Here is a 21,721-nt window from a genome sequence, read left to right on the forward strand (position 1 = left end):
ATGGACTCTTTCAGCTCCCGCTCCCTGGGCTGCCTGAAGAGGGGCGACAAGCCTCTCGGCGGGACCTCCATGCCGCTGCGCAAACCTCGTTATTCCGATATCGAAGGTTATGCCAGAAGCATGTATCAGCACTTTTTGTTAGGTCTTCTCATGCTCGTCGGAGGCTTGATTTTCAAGGGCTCGGCGCTTGCGCATAACTTGAACCAGCGCGCCGATTACATCGGCTTTGACAATGAGACACTGGCCCGCATGCAGCAGCGGCAGGCGGCCGGACAACCCCTCATCCAGGTGGGTGATATTGTGGGCTTGGTGATGAAGGCGACCCCCTCTGTCGGCACCCCGACAGGAGCCGGCGGGTACTCCACTTTCTTCGTTCCAGTGGGCTCCCAGGTGGTCGGAGCGCACTATGGACGCCTCGATACGACAGGAAAATTTATCCCTATTGCCATGAAAGGGCAGTCGGTTTTGGCGCTTGGAGACGGCTCCGTGGGGGCCAAAGTTCAGAACGCGCTTAAGGGTCTGGAGCTCGGGCCTAACATCCTGGGCCAGAAGGCCTATGTGGTGGACAGCAGCACGGGTCTGATGCGCGGCACCATGGCTGGCGTGTACTCGGACACCGGTATTTTCTACTCCACCGACCCCAAGACCGCGTGGCAGAGCTGGGTGAGCATGGGGGGCCTGGATGGCAACACTGGCACCGCTGACAACGTCATTCGCAACAACTCGGGTGACAACATCACCCCGACGACACGCTGGGATGGCGAGCAGTTGGTCGCCTTTGGCATCAGCTCCCCCATCGCCCCGCTCCTGGATCCAGATGGCCGTGGCAACACGCCCTGGGGCATGGGCAGCCCCGTGGCAGGTCCGCAGAGCGGCTATGCCTGGCACTTCGACAAGACTTACTGGGACGCCAACGCCAGCGATCCTGCGCGCATGCGGAACTCCGTGCGCAACTACGGCCCTTGGAAGCGCGTGCGCTACTCCGGCAGCATGATTGCGAAAGACACGGACGGCCTGCGCAGCACCGCGCTGGGCCTTGTGGGCGTGGACGGCAGCAACACCGGCTGGGATCTCACCACCGCCAATCCCCTGCCCCCCACCACGAGCTGGACAGACAGCACCAGTCCCAAGGCGATCCGCATGGCCTGGGGCAACCTGGAGCTCTTCCGTCCCGAGTACGCACGCGTGCAGATCAAGGTGAACGTGGCCGCCGGTCAGACGGGCTCGCCCTTTGATGCGCTTGGCTACCTGCAGGCGTATGCAGACACCTTCGGTGGTGACGCCGGTGGTGAGTACACGAACAAGGACCATTTGTGGCGCTACTATGAGAACACCACCGTGTCACTCGGCACCAAGCCTCTCGTCTTCAAGCAGGCCTCCAAGGGCATCGTCGGGCCTAACGAAACATTCACCTACACACTCTGGTTCACCTCCCACGGCACCATTCCGCTGACGAACGTCGTCATCGAGGACACCCTCCCCACCGGCATTGCCTATGTGAGCGCCACGCCCGCGCCTAACAGCACCGGCCCGCTGCGCTGGAACCTGGGCACGGTGCAGCCCAACGTCGTGCGCAGCATCACCATCACCGTGCGCGCCACTGGCACGGGTGTGATGACCAACACCGTCTGCTCCACCAGCGACCAGTCCCCCAAGACCTGCAACACTGACACGGTCGAAGTTTCCGCCAGCGCGCTGCTTTATCCAGACAAGACCGTCACCCCCACCCAGGCTAATCCGGGGGATACCGTCACGTATACTCTGACGATGCTGAACGACGGCCCATGCCCGAACGCGGTGCCGCTGATCATCCGCGAGAAACTTCCGCCGGGCTTCACCTATGACGGCATGGTTTCAGCAAAGCTCGCGGGTTCAGTGACCTCCGCCGTCGTGGTGAATGCCCTCAACACGGCCGAGCCGGTCTTCACGGTAAATTCCCCGATCGCCTACAGCAAGAGCCTGGTGCTGGTCTTCAAGTGCAAGATCAATCCCACCCAGCCCGGCGGCGTGTACACCAACAGCTTCGTGTATGAGAACAGCGGCAAGATCATGTCCACAGGCGCCCTGGCTCCGGTCACCGTAGGTGGCGGCCGCATCGGCGACACGGTTTTCCGTGACTGGGATGGTGACGGTCTGATGGACCCCGAGGACGAAGGTCTGCCTGGAGTGACCGTGCAGCTCTACGCCAGCAATGGCACGACACTGCTCAACACCCAGATCACCGACTCCCAGGGCAAGTATGCCCTCACAGGTCTCACCGGCGGGACCTTTGTGGTGAAAGTCACCCAACCTTCTGGTTATACCCCCACGTACGATCTCGATGGCATCGCCACCGCGAACCAGGCCACCGTGGCAGTCGCGAACAATGAGCAGAAGCTCAATGTGGACTTCGGCTACCGCACGGGCGGCACAGGAACGATCAGCGGCACGGTCTTCAATGACCTGGGCAGGGACAGTGTGTTCCAAAACAGCGACACCGGCATCAGCAATGTCACCGTCCGTCTCTATCGCGACCAGAACAACAATGGTGTCATCGACACCGCCACGGACCCTCTGGTGGGCACGAAGGTGACGGATGTGGACGGCATCTACAGCTTCACCAATCTTCCGCTGAGCCTGGACTACCTTGTGGATGTGGAGCAGACCGACTCGGACATTCCCGCCGCGGTCGGTGGCAGCAACTACTTCATCACAACACCTGATCCTCACCGCGTGCAGGAACTGGCGGCCGCTGCCTACACCAAGGCCAACTTCGGCTTCTGGCGCGAGTCTCCTTCCAGCATCGGCGGCAGGGCCTTCCAGGACGCGAACGTGGACGGCGTGATGAACGCCGGCGAAATCCCGATCGCCAACCTCACGATCAGCATTTACGCCGACACGGACAGCGACAACCGTCCCGACGCTAACGAATTAGTGGGCAGGGTCCGCACTGACACGACGGGCGCCTACCAGTTCGACAATCTGGGCGCGGGTGACTTCATCGTCATCTGTGATGCGAATGCTCCAGAAGTGCCGCCCGGCTACATGATCTACATGGACGAGCTCAGCGTGAGCGTGATGGCCTCTGAAACCAGCCTGACGAATGACTTCCCATTCTCCCGCCTGCTCACCAAGGCCGCCAACCGCACCACAGCGGCCGCAGGAGACCAGATCGTCTACACCATCACACCGAGCTATGCTGGTTATGACTTCCTCAGCGGTCTGACCGTCTCTGACAACGTGCCTGCCGGCACGACCTTTGTCAGCGCTGGCCAGGGCGGCACTCAGAGCAGTGGCATCGTCACCTGGAACCTCGGCACCACCGTCGCGTCCCAGCCTGGCACCTACATTCAGAACCTGAATCTCTTTACCTTCCGCGGTGGTGACAAAACGGACTTCTGGCTCTTTGATTCCGCCTCACAAACGTGGACGATCAAGGCCGCCGCACCGGGCACGGTGTATGCCGGTGGCGCGCTCGCCTCCAACGGTGTCAACATCTACGCCCTGCGTGGTGATGACACCACCTCCTTCTGGCGTTACAATGTCAGCTCCAACAACTGGACCACGCTGGCCAACACCCCGGCCACCTTTTACAACAGCGCCAACCGCCTGGAGTTCCTCTCCCCCTACTTCTATGCGCTGCGCGGCGATGACTCGACGAGCTTCTACCGCTATAACATCAGCTCCAACTCCTGGACCTCGCTGGCCAGCTTCCCTGGTGGCAATGTTGGTTCGGGCGGATCCATCGTCACTGACAAGGTGAACATCTACGCCCTGCGTGGTGCCGGCAGCAAAGTCTTCTACCGCTACAATGTCAGCTCGAACAACTGGACGCGGCTCGCTGACACGCCGGATGGCATGAACTCCGGAGCCTCGTTGATTTATGACGGCACCTACATCTTTGCCTTCCGCGGGGGCGACAAGACCAACTTCTACCGCTACAGCATCAGCACGAATACCTGGGCACGCATGACCAGCGCTCCGGGCACGGTGAACGCAGGCGGTTCCCTTGCATTCGGGGGTGTGTCTCTCTACGCCCTGCGCGGTGACGGCAGCACGAACTTCTGGCGTTACAGCACTCAGTCCAACACCTGGACCAGCCTGCCCGCCACACCGGGTTCTGTGAGCTCGGGTGGTTCCATCGTCGAATATGGCGCGCCGATCCCGACTGAGATCACGGTCGAGCTCGTGGCCAACAACTCCCTCGTCACGGACGGCACCACGACCTCCGTGCAGATGACGGTCGGTTCCAGTGAGACGAAGATCAACAATGTCAATCCTCCCACGCTGAGCACCACGCTGACCAACGGAGCCACCGCCACACTTCTCAGCGGTCCAACACCGTCCTCGGGCGATGTGCCTGCGGGCGGCTCCATCACCTTCACCTGGACCTATCGGCTCAATGCGGGCACCACCCCTGGCAGCGTGCGTTTCTCCAATGCCGCGTTTGTCTCAGGTTCCGCCAACTTCCCGGCATCCGCCTCCAACAGCGTGCTGGTGACCCGGCCGCTGACCTTCACGGTGAGCGTGAACAGCAACAGCGGACGCGACAACGTCGACAACGTCGCGAGCATCCAGACAAATGAGTTCCGCGGCGCTTACGTCGTGGCGAACTCGATCAGCTCCGGCACCTCGGACCGCCTCCTGAAAGTGCTCGGCACCACGGTGACAGATGTAGGCAGCACAGGCACGACCTACATGCGCGCCACCACGCTGAACCTGGACAGCAGCGTGCTCTATGGTGTGGACCGTGACAGCACCGCAGGCGCGGGTGCGGATCGTTTCGGCACAGTGAACACCTCCACAGGCGCGTTCACCCTCACCAACCGTGTCGCGAATGCCGGCAATCCGATCTCTGGAGCACTCGGCGCCATCAGCCTCGCCGACATCCGCGGCATGAGCTTTGACCCGAGCTCGGGCGAGCTCTATGCCATCCATCGCCGTGAAGACAGCACCACGGGCAACACCCTGCTGGACTGCCTCTTCAAGATCGATCCTGACACCGGCCTGCATGTCGATGACGCCTTCGGTGCGGGTGTTGACTATGTCGTGGTGGCCACGAACACCCTGCCCACGGCGCTTTACGACATCGACGACATTTCCTTCGACCCCAACAGTGGCGTCCTGTTTGCCATCGCCAGTGACTCGACCGCCGGCATCGGCGATTCCGACCGCCTGATCACGATCAATCCGGAGACTGGAGCGACGACCAACGTTGGACGCTTCTTGTTAGGCACAACGACCACCAACATCACGAACGTGCAGGGCATGGACTTCGATGCCAACGGCGTGCTGCGCGTGGCCACAGGCAGCAGCGGTGTGGCCGCTTACAACAACCGGATCTGGACCGTCGATACGACGAACGCACGCTGTACGCTGCAGGTGTCTCCGACCGCCGTCTTCTCCGCTTACACTGACTTTGAGGCCATGTCCTGCCCCTCCAGCCCGGTCGTCATTCCGCCCACGAACTCCAACGCGGTGCAGACGGGTCTGACCGGCAGCATCGGCGACCTCGTTTTCGCTGACACCAACGCCAACGGCGTGCGTGACGCGGGCGAGCCTGGGGTGGCCGGCATCAAGATCACGGTCAAAAGCGGTGCCACGAACAAAGAGGCCACCAGTGACGGCGTCGGCGCCTATCGCGTCTTTGGTTTGAACACCAATGGCGGCACGCCTTGGAATGTGGCCGTGGATCTCAATACTCTGCCCGCTGACTGGGTGATGACCACCGCCCCGAGCCTGCAGCGCACGCTGGCCTCCAACAGCGCGCAGATCAATGATGCTGACTTCGGCATCCTGACCCCCGCGCCGCCATCCACCGCCGCCAGAATCAATGGCACCATCTGGACTGACCATGATGAAGATGGCGTGATCGATGACGATGAAGCGAGGCTTCCGGATGTCAGCGTGCAGATTTACCGCGACACGAACAGCAATGGCAGCATCGATGCCAGCGATCTGCTGGTGCGCTCTGTCCTCACGAATGCCGACGGCCAGTATTCCTTCACACGCCTCTACCCCGGCGCCTATCTGGTGGATGTCATTGAAAGCACACTGCCAGCCGGCATGGACTTCGTCAGCGGTGGTGCTGCCATCCGTGCCATCACGGTGGTGGCCACACAGACTGTCAGTGGTGTTGACTACGGTTTCAATCACACCGGCAGCATCGGCGACCTTGTCTATTACGACATGGACTACGACGCCGTGAAGGATGCGGGAGAGGCCGGCATCCCGAACGTGCGTGTGAGCGTCTACCTCGACAAGAACAGCAACGGCGCGGTCGATGCGGACGAAGTCGAGTACGGCATCGCCTTCACCAATGCCAGCGGCATCTACACGGTGCAGAATCTGCCTGCGGGAGACTATGTGGTGCGTGTGGATGAGCAGCATGTGCCAGCCCCGCCCTCCAGTCCGAATGCAGGTCAGTACAACACCATGCTGCCCACGAATGGTGAGGAGATCGGCGTGTCACTGGCCGCAGCCCAGGCCCTGACCACAGCGGACTTTGGTTTCGCCGAGCTCGCGGAGCTTGGTGGTCACGTCTACAACGATGCGAACTACAGCACGGTGCGCGACCTGACGGAAGCCGGTGTGGCCAACATCAACATGACGCTCAACGGCATGAGCTTTGCAGGCACAACTGTGAGCCGCGCCACGGTCACGGATGCGAATGGTGCGTATGATTTCCTGGTGCCTGCGGGCACTTACACCATCACCTTCAACACCAGTGACCCGGACTTCCCTGCGGGGATGACCCAGACCACCACGAACACTTCCCATGACGTGGCCATCCAGGGCGGCTGGGAACTGACGAACCTGGACTTCGGCCGTGCCTACACAGGGGCCATCGGCGGCATGATCTTTGCGGACTCGAACGGCAACGGCACCCGTGACACGGGTGAAGGCGCGGTCGTCGGAGCCGTGGTGGAGCTCTTTGATGCTTCGGGCACGACCTGGCGCGACGGCCATGTGGTCGGAGAGGACGGCATCTATCGCTTCTCCGGACTCAACAACGGGACTTATGTGGTGAAGGTGCGTGTGGACTCTCTCTCCAACATGAACAACGCCACGGTCACCGCTGACCCGATGGCCCCGATGGATGGCATCGCCAGCAGCACGGTGAGCAACGGATCTCAGAACCTTAATCTCAATTTTGGTTACCTGTCCAGTATCGCACCGCCTCTGAACCCCAACTGTCCGCCAGCGCGCGGCCAGACCCTCGGCGCGCAGTACATGGTCACCCGCATCGGCAGAGACGTGCTCGGCGGCCAGACCTACGCACAGGGACAATCTTTGACCGGCATGTCACCGAACGGCCGTTGGGTCACAGGGGTGCGTTTCGGCACCCTGGCACGCGCCTTCATCATGCAGGTGCCCACCTATGGCTACACTGATGTGCCGAAGGTGACGCCGACGAACAACTACGCCATCGGCACGGACATCAACGATGACGGCAACGCCGTGGGTTATGAACGTTTCACGGCGGGCAAGAACATCACCCTCTTCGGCTGGCTGCACACCCGCGCGACAGGTGTGACTCAGCGCCTGACCACGCCTTTTGATTCAAACCTGAACATGACGGCCCAGCCGGTGAGCATCACCAGCAACAGCATGTATGCCTTCGGCACCGTCGATCCGGACGGACCTGGCGCCACGGTGAGCCAGGGCGGCTACTGGAACCTCAACACACGCACATGGACGGCCATCTCCGGCCTCCGTGAAGTGCTGGACGCGAGCGCGGACGGAAGCCTGCTGCTGGTGATCAACAGCAGCAACCAGGGCCAGATTCTGCGCGGCACTGTGGCAGGTGGTTACACGACCGTGGTGGCCACCTTCACCGGCAGGCTGAAAGGCGGCAAGATCAGCCCTGGCGGCCGTTATGTCGGCAGCTCGGAAACCATCGCCGGTGTGCCGACACCCTTCGTGTACAGCGTGCTCACCGCCACCCGCATGAACTTGCCACGTGGCGCTGGTGACACGCTTGGCGGCATCATCGGTGCCATCAGTGACACGGGTCGCGTGCTCGGCAGCATGTACACCACCAGTTCCAACAGCATCGCGGTGCTTTGGGAGTCGCCCACATCTCCTTACACCACCGTTCAAAACGTGCTGCGTAATGACGGCCACACCCAGCAGGATCCGGCCTACAGCGCCTGGTCCATCTACAACGGCGGTGATGGCATGAGTTCCGACGGCATGACCTGGGGCGTGTATGCCAGCAACAGCTCTGACATGCAGGACAGCCTGCTCTTCCAAACTCTGCCTGCTGGCAACGAGCGCATCTGTCTCGGTAACTCCGTCTGGCTCGATGCTGATGCGGATGGCATCAAGGAGGCTGGCGAGCCGGGCATCAGCGGTGTGACCGTGCGTGTGTATCACACAGGTGCTGACGGCCTGATGGGCGGCACGGGAGACAATGCAGACTGGGAGGCGGCGCCTAGCGTCACCACCACCAGCTCTGGAAGCTATGTCTTCAGCCCGCTGTGGTCGGGACGCTACTACATCACCGTCCAGCCGACGTCGCCGTATCCCAGCTCCTCGGGCGCGCCTGACCTCGACGACAATGACGAGGACAATGACAACAATGCCCGCCAGCCTGCGGGTCCCGGCACACTGGCCTACAGCCCTGTCATCACCCTGCAGAGCGGCACCGAGCCCACCAATGACGGGGACGCGGATGCCAACACCAACTTCACGCTCGACTTCGGCTTCAACAATGCGCTGAACATCGGCAACATGGTCTGGGGTGACACCGACAACGACGGGACCGCTGAAACAGCGAATGGCGAGCTGGGTGTGGAAGGTCTCACCGTGGAACTGCTGAACTCCACCGGAACCACCGTGCTCCTCAGCACCACCACGGACAGCAACGGTTACTACAGCTTCAACACCGCCACCGCGGCCAGCTACCGCGTGCGCATTCCTTACCTGCCCGAGACCTTCCCGCTCTCCAGCAGCAACGTGGTCACCACCGACAACGGCGTGGACAATGACAACAACGGCTCGCAGCCGAGTGTGAAGCAGTCCGCGGTGACATCGATGATGTTTGCCCTGGCCGCAGGCACCGAGCCCGGCACCAGCGGCGGAACGAATTACGAGAAGACCATCGACTTCGGTCTGCGCCCCTGCCCGGCCTTCACCATCAATCCAGGAGTTCTGCCTGTGGGTTCCCAGGACACCACCTACAGCCAGGCTCTCTCGGCTGGCGGCGGTGTCTCACCCTACTCCTGGAGAATGGTGGCTGGTTCCCTGCCTGCCGGCATTTCCATCAACAACGCCGGTGTGGTCAACGGTACTCCGACGGAGATCGGCACCTTCATCTTCACCGTCCAGGCCACGGATGCGAAAGGCTGCTCCACCACGCAGACCTTCAATCTGCTGATGAGCTGCCCGGCCGTCACGCTGGCCCCGACGACGCTGCCTAGCGTGACCCGTCTCGCGAGCTACACACAGCTCATCAGCATCTCCGGCGGACGCGCGGACTATGTGCTGGAGATCAGCAGCGGCAGTCTGCCTGCGGGACTTTCCCTGAACAACAGCTTCGAGATCACCGGCAGCACCAGCGCCAATCCGGGAAACTACAGCTTCACGCTGCGTGCCACGGATGCACAGGGTTGCGTCGGCACACGCGCGTATGCCCTGACGGTCGTCTGCCCGACCATCACACTGACACCCGTCTCCCTGGTGAACGGCACCGTGGGCACGGCCTATTCGCAGACCATTGCAGCCACTGGCGGCAGCACTCCTTATGCCTTCAGTGTCAGCAGCGGCACCCTCCCGGCCGGTCTTGTGCTGAACACCTCCAGCGGCCTCATCAGCGGCACGCCTACCAGCAACGCCAGCACCAGCTTCACCATCCGCGCCACGGACTCTGCAGGCTGCCTGGGAACACGCAGCTACAGTGTCACCCCAGCCTGTACGACGGTCACGGTGAGCCCCTCGTCATTGAGCAATGGCGTGGTCGGTCAGAACTACTCGCAAACAGCCGGCGCTACTGGAGGACTCACGCCCTACAGCTACGCCGTGAGCGTGGGGACACTGCCTTCCGGACTGAGCCTGAATTCAGTCACGGGCGCCATCACTGGCATTCCGACGAGCAACACGGCCACCACCTTCACCTTGCGCGCCACTGACAGCGCCGGGTGCGTGGGCACACGCAGCTTCACCGTGACACCGGTCTGCCCCACGGTCAGCGTGACCCAGACCACGCTTCCTGCCGCGGCCATGGGTTCTCTCTACACACAGACCCTCACGGCCACCGGCGGTACCACTCCCCATACTTGGACGATCACCAGCGGCACGCTGCCCACCGGCCTCAGCCTGAGCAGCGAAGGCGTGATCAGCGGCACACCCACGGCCACAAACGGCGCGGGCACCACGATCACCTTCCGTGCCACGGACACTTATGGATGCGCTGGCTCGCGCGCCATCGTGGTGCGCATCTGCTCCGCCATCACGATCAGCCCCACGAGCTTGAGTGATGGTGTTGTCGGCACAGCATACTCGCAGACGATCTCGGCCACCGGCGGAACCTCGCCGTATGTGCGCGCGGTCAGTCTCGGTTCACTGCCAGCCTGGGCTACCTTCAACACTTCCACCGGGGCGCTCACAGGCACACCGAACACGCCGGGAAGCTCCAGCTTCACGATCAGCATGACGGATGCGAACGGCTGTGTGGCCACGCGTGCCTACACCATCAACACCGCCTGTCCGGTGATCACCCTGTCACCCGCATCACTGTCAAATGGCACGGTTGGCAGTTCCTACAGCCAGGTCGTCGTCGCCAATGGCGGCAACACTCCCTATTCGTATCTGGTCACCTCCGGCACCCTGCCCGCCGGCCTGAATTTGAATGCTGGCAACGGCGTGATCAATGGCACCCCGACCAGCAGCACGGCAGCCACCTTCACGATCACGGCCACGGACAACTACGGCTGCCAGGTCTCGCAGTCTTACACCGTCACACCTGCCTGCCCGACTCTGGTGATCAGCCCCACCTCGCTCCCTGACGGCACCGCAGGCTCCTCTTACGCGCAAACCATCAGCTCCACCGGAGGCAGCGCCCCGTATGCCTTCACCATCACCAGCGGCTCGCTGCCTCCAGGCATGAACCTGAATGCGGCCAGCGGTGTGCTCGGCGGAACTCCCACGGCAGGCAATGGCGCCGGTGCTTCCCTTATCTTCCGTGCCACGGACAACTACGGATGTCTCACGACAAGAACGCTGAGCCTCAAAGTCTGCCCCGTGATCACCCTGGATCCAGCGACGCTGGCCGCAGGCACCATCGGCCTTCCTTACTCGCAGACCGTGACCGCCAGCGGTGGAGCGGCACCCTACACGTATGCCCTCACCAGCGGCACACTGCCTCCAGGCCTAACCTTCAATACTAGCACGGGAGCCATCAGCGGCACGCCGACCACGGGCGGCAACTCCAACATCACGGTCAGCGCCACCGATGCCAACGGCTGCCCCGGCCAGCGTGCCTACACCGTGGCCATCAGCTGCCCGGTCACTGACATCAGCCCGAACACCGTTCCCGCAGGCCTGGTCGGCACGGCCTACTCGCAGACCGTGAGCGCCAGCGGCGGCAGCGCCCCGTATGCCTGGAACATCAGCAGCGGCACCCTTCCTTCCGGCGTCACCTTCAGCAACGGCGGCGCCTTCGGTGGCACGCCCACCGCCAGCAACGGCGCGGGTGTGAACGTCACCGTGCGCGCTTTGGACAGCTTCAACTGCGCCACCACGAAGAGCTACCTGCTCAAGATCTGCCCGATCATCACCGTGAACCCGGCGACGATGTCCGCCGCAACGGTCGGCATGAGCTACTCACAAACTCTCACCGCCTCCGGTGGAGCCACGCCTTACACCTTCACTGTCACCACGGGATCACTGCCAGCCGGCCTGAGCCTCAACACCAGCACTGGCGTCGTCAGCGGAGCCCCCACCAGCAACACAGCGGCGAGCTTCACCATCACCGCCACCGATGCCAATGGATGCACCGGTGCCCGCGCCTACACACTCACACCAGCCTGCCCCACCGTCACGGTCAATCCATCCGTTCCGGCGGTGGCCACCGTCGGTTCGGCCTACTCGCAGACACTGACTGGCAGCGGCGGCAGCGCTCCTTACACTTTTGCGGTCACCAGCGGCACACTGCCTGCCGGACTGAGCCTGAACAGCACGACTGGAGCCATCACCGGCACGCCCACCACCTCCAACGGCGCAGGCATCTCCATCACCTTCCGGGCCACGGACAATTTCGGCTGCCAGGGCACGCGTGCCATCACCTTGAAAGTGTGCCCGGTGATCGCGATCGCGCCTGCGTCCCTGTCGAACGGCACGGTCGGCACGGCCTACTCCCAGACGGTGAGCGCCAGCAACGGTCTGGCTCCTTACATGTACAGCATCTCCAGCGGCGCGCTGCCTGCCTGGGCGACGCTGAACACCAGCACGGGTGCCATCACCGGCACGCCGACGACCACCACGAGCGCCACATTCACGGTGCGTGCCACGGATGCAAACGGCTGTCAGGCCACGATCAGCTACACGGTTACTCCAGCCTGCCCCACGATCACCATTTCTCCGTCCACACTGCCTTCACCGACCGTGGGCACCGCCTACTCGCAGACACTCACCGCCACTGGAGGAAACACTGCCTATACTTTCGCGGTGAGCACGGGACTGCTGCCGAACGGACTCACACTGGACACCAGCACAGGTGTCATCAGCGGCACGCCGACGAGCACCACGAACGCGACCTTCACGATCCGTGTCACGGACAGCTACGGATGCCAGAGCACCCGTAACTACAGCGTCACTCCGGTCTGCCCGGCGATCTCCCTGACACCTGCCACCATGACCTCCGCCACGGTAGGCGTCAGCTACAGCCAGACTCTCAGCGGCACGGGTGGCGCATCTCCCTACACCTATGCGCTGACCAGCGGCTCGCTCCCCGCCGGCCTAACTTTGAACACGACCACGGGCACGGTCAGCGGCACGCCCACCAGCACCTCCAGCTCCAGCTTCATCATCCGTGCCACGGACTCGAGCGCGTGCTTCGGCACACGCGCCTACACCATCACTCCGGTCTGCCCGACCGTCACCGTGGCGCCGTCCAGCTTGTCTGCGGGCACTGTCGGCAGTGCTTACACACAGACGGTCAGCGCCAGCAGCGGCACCGCCCCCTACACCTTCAGCATCAGCTCCGGCACGCTGCCCGCAGGCCTGGGCCTGAACAGCAGCACCGGTGAAATCAGCGGGACACCGACCGCTGGCAATGGTGCGGGTGCCAACATCACCGTCACCGCGGTGGATGCCAACCTGTGCTCCGGCTCCCGCGCCTACTCGCTGAAGATCTGCCCGGTGATCGCGATCGCGCCTGCGTCCCTGTCCAACGGCACGGTCGGGGCCGCCTACTCCCAGACGATCAGCGCCAGCAATGGTGCGACACCGTATGTTTACTCCATCACCAGCGGCACCCTGCCTGCAGGTCTCTCGCTGGCGTCAACCACAGGTGTCATCAGCGGCACGCCGACCACGACCACCGCAGCCACTTTCACCGTGCGCGCCATGGATGCAAACGGCTGCCAGGCCTCCCGCAGTTACTCCGTCACGCCGGTCTGCCCGACGATTGTCCTGAGTCCATCTTCCCTGGCTCCTGCCACGGTGGGCAGCGCCTACAGCCAGACCTTCACCGCAAGCGCAGGCACGACTCCGCTTACCTTCACGGTCATCAGCGGCACCCTGCCTGCCGGTCTGGAACTCGCGGAAACCACGGGCGTGCTGAGCGGAACTCCGACCAGCGATACCGCCAGCAACTTCACCCTCCGTGTGACGGATCAATATGGATGCTCCGCCTCCCGTGCCTATTCGCTGAGCCCCGTCTGCCCCGTCGTCACCGTCACTCCAGGTTCCCTGCCCCGCGCGCAGGTGGGCACGGCCTACACCCAGGCACTGGCCGCAGGTGGCGGCACCGGACCTTACACCTGGTCCCTGACCTCGGGCACACTGCCTGCAGGCCTAACGTTTGATACGGCAACGTCCACCATCACCGGCACACCGACCGCTGGAAACGGCGCGGGAACAGCCCTCACCTTCCGCGCCACGGATGCCTATGGCTGTCATGGCAGTGTGACCACCACGCTCATCTCCTGCCCGCTGGTGGCCCTGGATCCAGAGACGCTGCCGGATGCCACCGTGAGCATTCCTTACTCGCAAACCGTCACCGCCAGTGGCGGCGCAGCGCCCTATACCTTCACACTGAGCAGCGGCGTGCTGCCCATGGGCATCACCCTGAACAGTTCGGGATCCCTCGTCGGCACGCCGACCGCCAGCGAACCTGGCACCTTCGTCATCGCCGCCACGGATGCGAACGGCTGCTCCGGCTCGCGCACCTACAGCATCACCACAGGCTGCCCGGTCATCACCATCACCCCGGCCACCCTTCTCAATGCGACGGTCGGCGGAGCCTACAGCCAGACTCTCTCCGCCACACCGCAGAGCGGGCTGGTCGGCCAGTATTACTCAGGCACCAGCTTCAACACCCTGGTGCTCACCCGTGGTGAGAGCGCCATCGACTTCAGCTGGGCAGGCGGCTCACCTGACGCATCCGTGCCGGCAGACAGTTTCTCCGTGCGCTGGACGGGCACACTGGTGCCGCAGACCACCGGCAGCTATACCTTCCAGACGACCTCTGACGACGGTGTGCGCCTCTGGGTGAACAACAATCTCGTGATCGACCGCTGGCAGGATCAAAGCGCCGCCAACTACAACGCCACGGTCTCCCTCACCTCCGGCACCGCCGTGACCATCCGCATGGAATATTATGAGAATGCTGGTGATGCCGTGGCACGCCTGCAATGGAGCGGACCGGGCTTTGGATTGCAGCCTGTCACAGGCTGGCAGACCTATCGCTATGTCCTCAGCAGCGGCGCGCTGCCGACCGGGCTGGCCCTGAATGACGTGACCGGCCAGATCAGCGGCACGGTGACCACTCCAGGCACCAGCAGCTTCACCATCAGTGTTTCGGATGGAAGCGCCTGCTTCGGCACCCGCACCTACAGCGTCTCCGCGAACTGCCCGGCCATGGCGATCACCACCACGTCACTGCCGGACGCCTACTCCGGCACTGCCTACAGCCAGACGCTGAGCTCCACAGGCGGCGTGGCGCCGCTGACCTGGGATCTCGCCAGCGGCACACTGCCCGCAGGCCTGAGCCTGAACAGCAGCACCGGTCAGATCAGCGGCAGCCCCACTGTCTCCACCGCGGCCAACATCACCGTCCGTGTCGCAGACGTGAACGGCTGCTCCGTGACACAGGCGCTCACCTTGCAGTCCCACAACCTCGGCATCGGCAACCTGGTCTGGGTGGACACGAACAATGACGGCCTGCGCGGCAACACGGAGGCGGGTGTGGCAGGTCTCCGCCTGGAACTCTGGACCGCAGGCAGCAATGGCGTGCGTGACAATGGCAGCGGCGATGACGTGAAGGTGACGGAAGTCCTGTCCGACACCAACGGTGCCTACAACTTCCTCAATCTGGTGCCCGGTGTGTATTACGTGCGCATCCCGACTCCGCCGACCTACTACCCGACGATCAGCACGACCTCCGTCACCACGGACAACGGCATCAACAATGACAGCAACGGTGTGCAGCCAGCCGGCCCGGGCACCGCGGTGGTGAGCCATCTGATCACACTGACCGCAGGCGCTGAACCTGGCGCCGGTGTGGATGGTGATGACAGCGATCGCGACAGCACCATCGACTTCGCCTTTGCGAATCTGGACCTCTGCTACGCCCACACCCTGGTGGACAATGCGAGCTTCGAATTCCAGCAGCTTCCGAACGCCACCGGCACGGCCAGCGCGCTGCTCGGCTACAATGGCACGGGAACAGACTTCGGCACGAACATCAACGGTCTGCAGTGGGTGGGTGGCACGAACGGCACCAGCGGTGTGGGCGAGCCCATCCAGCGTGTGCAGGTGCTGGCCGGCAACAGCGGATCGCGTGTGAGCTGGGTGGAGTCCTACAAGGCGCGCCACGGCCGACGGTACATGCTTTTCCAGGGCACGAACTCCTGCGTGAGCCTGCGTGCCGCAGGGGGCGGAGCCTGGAGCACGGTGCTACAGCCAGGGCGTGAGTATCAGGTGTCCATCTGGGCGGCGACCGCCAGCAGCGCGGCGGCATCCGTCGTGCTCGACCTGGGTGCGAATGCTCAAATCTGGCAGGTCATCACCGGCACGACACCGGGCCTCTACCAATACTACACGGTGAGCCAGGGTGAGATGAACGGCACAGCGCCGGGCGAGCAGCAGTGCTGCGGATTCAGCGGCAGTGGCGGCAGCTTCCCTGCTTTTGGTTCGGCCGATTACAACAACTGGTCTGAAGCGGCGGCGAACAGCACGCAGCCAATGTGGCGGCAGTTCACCTGGCGCTTCCGCGTGGCCAACGGTGCCCTGGCTTCCCAGATCGACACGGCCACGCTGATCTTCTCCGCCGGATCCAACAGCGGCCCGATCGCGATGGATCACCTGACGGTCTGCGAAGTGAGCGCCTCCAACACCCTGACGCTGGGCAACCAGATCTGGAACGACACCAACAACAATGGTCTGCGTGACAGCGCCGAGCTGGGTGTCAGCAATGTGACGGTGCAGCTCTACACCAGCGGCAACAACACCGCCGGTGACGCGGACGACCTGCTCGTCGCCAGCACGACGTCCACGCCTTCCGGTGCCTATAACTTCAATGGTCTCGCCGCTGGCAAGTATGTGGTGAAAGTGACTCCCCCAGCTTCCCTGCCCGCGACAGCCGGCACGCCGGTCGCTCTGGACAACGGAGTGAACAATGACAACAACGGCTCGCAGCCTGGCGGACCTGGCACGGCAATCCTCAGTCCCGTGATCACCCTCAGCACAGGTGATGAGAGTGTGAATGATGGCGACACCAATCCTGACACCGAGCTCTCGATCGACTTCGGTGTGTGGAGCGGCATCACGATCGGCAACCAAGTCTGGGCGGACGCCAACAGCGACGGCGCCTTCCAGAGCGGCACCGAAAACGGCATCAGCGGACTCACCGTGGAGCTTCTCAACAGCTCCAACACCGTGCTGCAGACCACGACAACGAATGCGAGCGGTGTGTACAACTTTGTCACCTATCAGCCCGGCCAGTATCGCATCCGCATCCCAACTCCGTCGGCCTCATTCCCGCTCATCGCCGCCGTGAACGACCCTGCGGACAACGGTGAGGACAATGACTCCAATGCCCTCCAGGCCGGCGGCACGGGCACGGCAGTGACCAGCCCGCTGATCACCCTGGCGGCAGGCAGCGAACCAGGCGTGACTGGCGTAACCAACATTGAAAACACGATTGACTTCGGCTTCCGCGTCTGTCCGGCCATCACGATCAGCCCGAGCTCGCTGGCCGCGGCCACGCAGTACAGTCCGTATAGCGTGAACCTCAGCTCCACCGGCGGCACCGGCCCCTACTCCTGGAGCGTGAGCAGCGGCGCCCTGCCCGCCGGCCTGACGCTGACGAGCGGCGGTGTGCTCAGCGGCACACCCAATGCCTCGGCGATGCCTGGCTACCACACCTTCACAGTGCGCAGTGCCGACGGACCCACTGGATGCTCCGCCACACGCACCTACACGCTCACCGTGCTGGCACCGATCGTGACGGTGACGCCGACAACCCTCCCGGCCGGCACCCAGTATGCGAGCTACTCGCAGGCACTCAGCTCCAGCGGTGGCACATCTCCCTACACCTGGAGCGCCAGTCCGCCGATGCCTTCCGGCATGGTCTCATGGTGGATCGCTGAAAACGGCCCTGCGGATGCGCTGGCCGCGAACCTCTCCGTGGCTTACGGCGGTCTGGCCTATCAGAATGGCAAAATCGGCCGTGCCTACAACTTCGACGGCGTGGATGACCTCGTGGAAGCCCTGGACAGCAGCACGCTGAAGCCTGCGCAAATCACCCTGGAAGCGTGGGTGAATCCAGCCACCTCCGGCCTAACCACGAATGGCACCATCATCACCAAGACCACAGGCTCCGCAGGCACGGATGGCTATGGGCTGGGCTATCTCGGCAGCACGAGCAGCTTCGGCTTCTGGCTGAATGACCGCGCGGGCAACAGCATCACCACGACACTGACCGCAGGAGACTGGAGTCATGTGGTGGCCACCTATGACGGAACGACCATGCGCCTGTATGTGAATGGCGCGCAGGTGGGCTCGAAGGCTTACAGCACGGCGATCACCCACAGCACGGATGCCTTCCAGATCGGCAACCATGGCGGCGGCAGCGCAGCCTTCAAAGGTGGCATCGATGAAGCGGCGCTCTACAGCCGTGCGCTCAGCGCCGCCGAGGTGCTCAGCCGCTATACTTCGACCATGACGGGCAACAACGGCATGCCTGCCGGCCTAACGATCAATGCCACCTCCGGGCTGCTGAGCGGAACTCCGACCAGCGTGCCTGCCACCTATGACTTCGTGGCTCGTGCCAGCGACGTGAACGGCTACCCAGGCGTGCGCAGCTACGCCCTGCTCATCAACTGCCCTGCCATCGCCATCTCTCCGACCACCGTGCCGGATGCGGCGCAGTATGCGGCCTATGCCACGCAGAACATCACGGCCAGCGGCGGCACCGCACCGTATGCCTACAGCGTGTTCTCCGGCACTCTGCCCACAGGCATGACTCTGAGCAACACCGGCACGCTGAGCGGCACGCCGGGCAGCAATCCAGGCACCTACAACTTCACGGTGCAGGCCCGCGACGCGAACAATTGTACGGCCACACGCGCCTACACGCTGGTCGTCACCTGCCCGGTGATCACACTTTCGAACACGACCTTTGCCAATGCGCAGCAGTTTGCCGCTTACACACCGCAAACCCTCTCGGCGAGCGGTGGCAATGCGCCTTATGCCTTCTCCATCAACAGCGGCGCACTGCCGACTGGCATGAGCCTCAGTTCCGCCGGCATGGTCAGCGGCACCCCCACGGCGGTGCCGGGAGTGTACAACTTCACCGTCCGCGCCACGGATGCGCAGTCCTGCGTGGCCACGCGCGCCTACAGCATCACCGTGACCTGCCCGGCCATCGCCATCACGCCCGTGAGCGTGCCGAACGCCACGCAGTATGCGGCCTACAGCCAGACGCTCACCGCTTCCGGCGGCAATGGTGGTTATGTCTGGGACATCACCACGGGCTCACTGCCAGCAGGTGTGACTCTCAGCACGGCAGGTGTGCTCAGCGGCGCTGCCACGGCTGCACCTGGTGCCTTCTCCTTCACCGCCCGTGTCACGGACAGCCAGACCTGCGCCGTCACACGCGCCTACACTCTGACCGTGGTCTGCCCGACGATCACCGTGAGTCCTGACACACTGCCAGCCGGCACGGCGAACACTGCCTTCACGCAGACGCTTACGGCCAGCGGTGGCACGGCTGCTTATGCCTGGAGTGTCCAGAGCGGCACGCTGCCCACGGGCATCACCTTGAGCGCAGGCGGTCTGCTCAGCGGCACGACCAGCCAGGTCGGCGGCTTTAACTTTGTGGCCCAGGCCACAGACGCGAATGGTTGCACAGGCACGCGCAGCTACACGCTGAGCATCGGGTGCCCGGCCATCACCATCAACCCGGCCTCCATGCCCGCAGGCACCGTCAGCCAGGGTTACCTGCAGACTCTCAGCGCCACTGGCGGCACAGGTCCCTATGTGTGGAGCGTGTCCGGCGGTGCCCTGCCCTCCGGCCTCAGCCTGATCCCAGGTCCGATGAGTCTTGCGGGTCCTGGCACGGTCTACAATGACATCTTCAACCCGGCGGGTTCCGTGACGGTGGATCCACCCAACGGCGGCATCCTCTCCGTCAACACAGGTGGCAGCGCAGGACCAACCGATCTGGGCATCTGGACGATGAAAGCCACAGGCGGTGCCAGCGTGGGCCTTCTGGGTCTCGGCATCCTGGAAACAGGTGCGAGCGTGCAGCTGGACACGGCGGCGATGTACTTCCGCATGAGCAACAACAACGCGAGCCTGCTCGGCGCGCTGGGCACTGGTACTTCCGTCGCCTCGACGTGGGAAGCCACGGCGACCTTTGACAAACCCGGCCAGGAGATCGTCCCGCTGCCGAACAAACGATACGTCATCAGCTTCTACGTGAACGGAAGCAACGGCCTCCTGCAATCCGGTCTTGGCATCACCCCGACCTTCACCGTGGAACTGCTGGATGGTGCCGGCAACGTGCTCACCACGCAGACATCCTCCACGCTGGTGAACCTGCTCGGCGTCTTCGGCACCGGCGTGACCAGCGGCACGGTGACGCTGACCTACATGATGCCTTCGACGATGCCCGCCGGGGCTCTGTCCCTGCGCTTCAAAGGCAGCGCGACCCTGAACACGACCGTGCTGGGCATTGGACGAACCTTTGCGACCGTCAGCGGTCTGACACTGATCCAGTCCGATCCGGCCGCCAGCACGCAGGCACGCATCATCGGCTCTCCGCTGTGCTCGATCGGGCCTAACAACTTCACGATCCAAGCCGTCGACACACGCGGTTGCGTGTCCACGAAGGACTACACGCTGACCGTCAACTGCCCGGCCCTGAACATCATCACGGATACTCTGTCCAACGGCGTCACGGGCTCGACCTACTCGGCGAACCTGCAGGCCGAGGGCGGATACACGGGCAACCTGGAAGCCACGGGCGGTATCGCGCCTTATGTGTGGCAGATTGTCTCGGGCGCACTGCCACCCGGCCTGTCACTCTCTCCCTCGGGCACCATCTCCGGTGTGCCGACCTCCGCGACCACGGCCACGTTTACCGTGCGCGCCAGTGACTCCTGCGTCTGCGGTGCCACACGCACCTTCACGCTGACCACGGTCTGCCCAGTGCTGACCCTGGGACCTGCCTCGCTGGGCACCGGCTATGTGGGCGTGGCCTACAGCCAGACCATGACGACCGCAGACGGCACTGCGCCTTACACTTATTCGGTGGTCAGCGGCAGCCTGCCAGCGGGCCTTTCCATCAGCAATGCAGGTGTCATCAGCGGCACGCCGACCACCGTCGGCACGTCCACCTTTGACATCCGCTCTGTCGATACCTACGGCTGCCCGGTCACAGGCACCCGCAGCATCACGATCAAGAGCCTGAGCCTCGGCAATCTGGTCTGGAACGATCTGGATCAGGACGGCACGCTCGACGCTGGTGAGAACGGCATCAGCGGTGTCTCGCTGCAAATCTTCAAGACCACCAATGCCACCATCGGTGACGCGGATGACGTCTCCCAGGGCACGACGACCACCTCGGCCAGCGGCATCTACAGCTTCAGCGGCCTGGCTCCGGGCATGTACTATGTGCGCATCGCCACACCACCCACGGCCACGCCGTTCTCCTCCGGTATCATCGTGACTTCCGACAATGGTGTGGACGGTGACAACAACGGTTCTCAGGCCGGCGGTTCCGGCACGGCGATCACGAGCCCGATCATCACCTTGGCCATCGCCCGCGAGCCTGGTGACATCACTGGTGGCGCCGATGTGGATGACAGCATCGACTTCGGTCTGCGCACGGTGCCAAGTGCAACGCCGCTGCTCGAGTACGACCTGAACACCGCCAGCAATGGTCTGCCAGCTCCGCCGAGCTACCAGAACTCCGCCATCGTCAACGCTCCCAAGATCCAGGTGGAGGAAGACCTCAACGGCCTCACGGACGTCAGCGAGCCAGCGTACAGCGGTCCGATCAAGAGTGGTG

Annotated in this window: 1 protein-coding gene (running past one end of the window); it reads left to right on the top strand. The window is 63.4% G+C overall.

Going from position 1 to position 21,721, the window contains the following annotated elements; all coding sequences use genetic code 11:
- On the top strand, positions 1–21,721 hold the 5' portion of the coding sequence (locus BGE01nite_RS15320) for a putative Ig domain-containing protein (protein ID WP_170266809.1). The gene runs 14,612 nt beyond the window's last position; the window shows 21,721 of its 36,333 coding nt (coding positions 1–21,721); it begins with the start codon at positions 1–3; its stop codon lies off the right edge, out of view.

The organism is Prosthecobacter gellanilyticus, assembly GCF_007992435.1.
In the GTDB taxonomy this organism is placed as follows: Bacteria; Verrucomicrobiota; Verrucomicrobiia; order Verrucomicrobiales; family Verrucomicrobiaceae; genus Prosthecobacter; species Prosthecobacter gellanilyticus.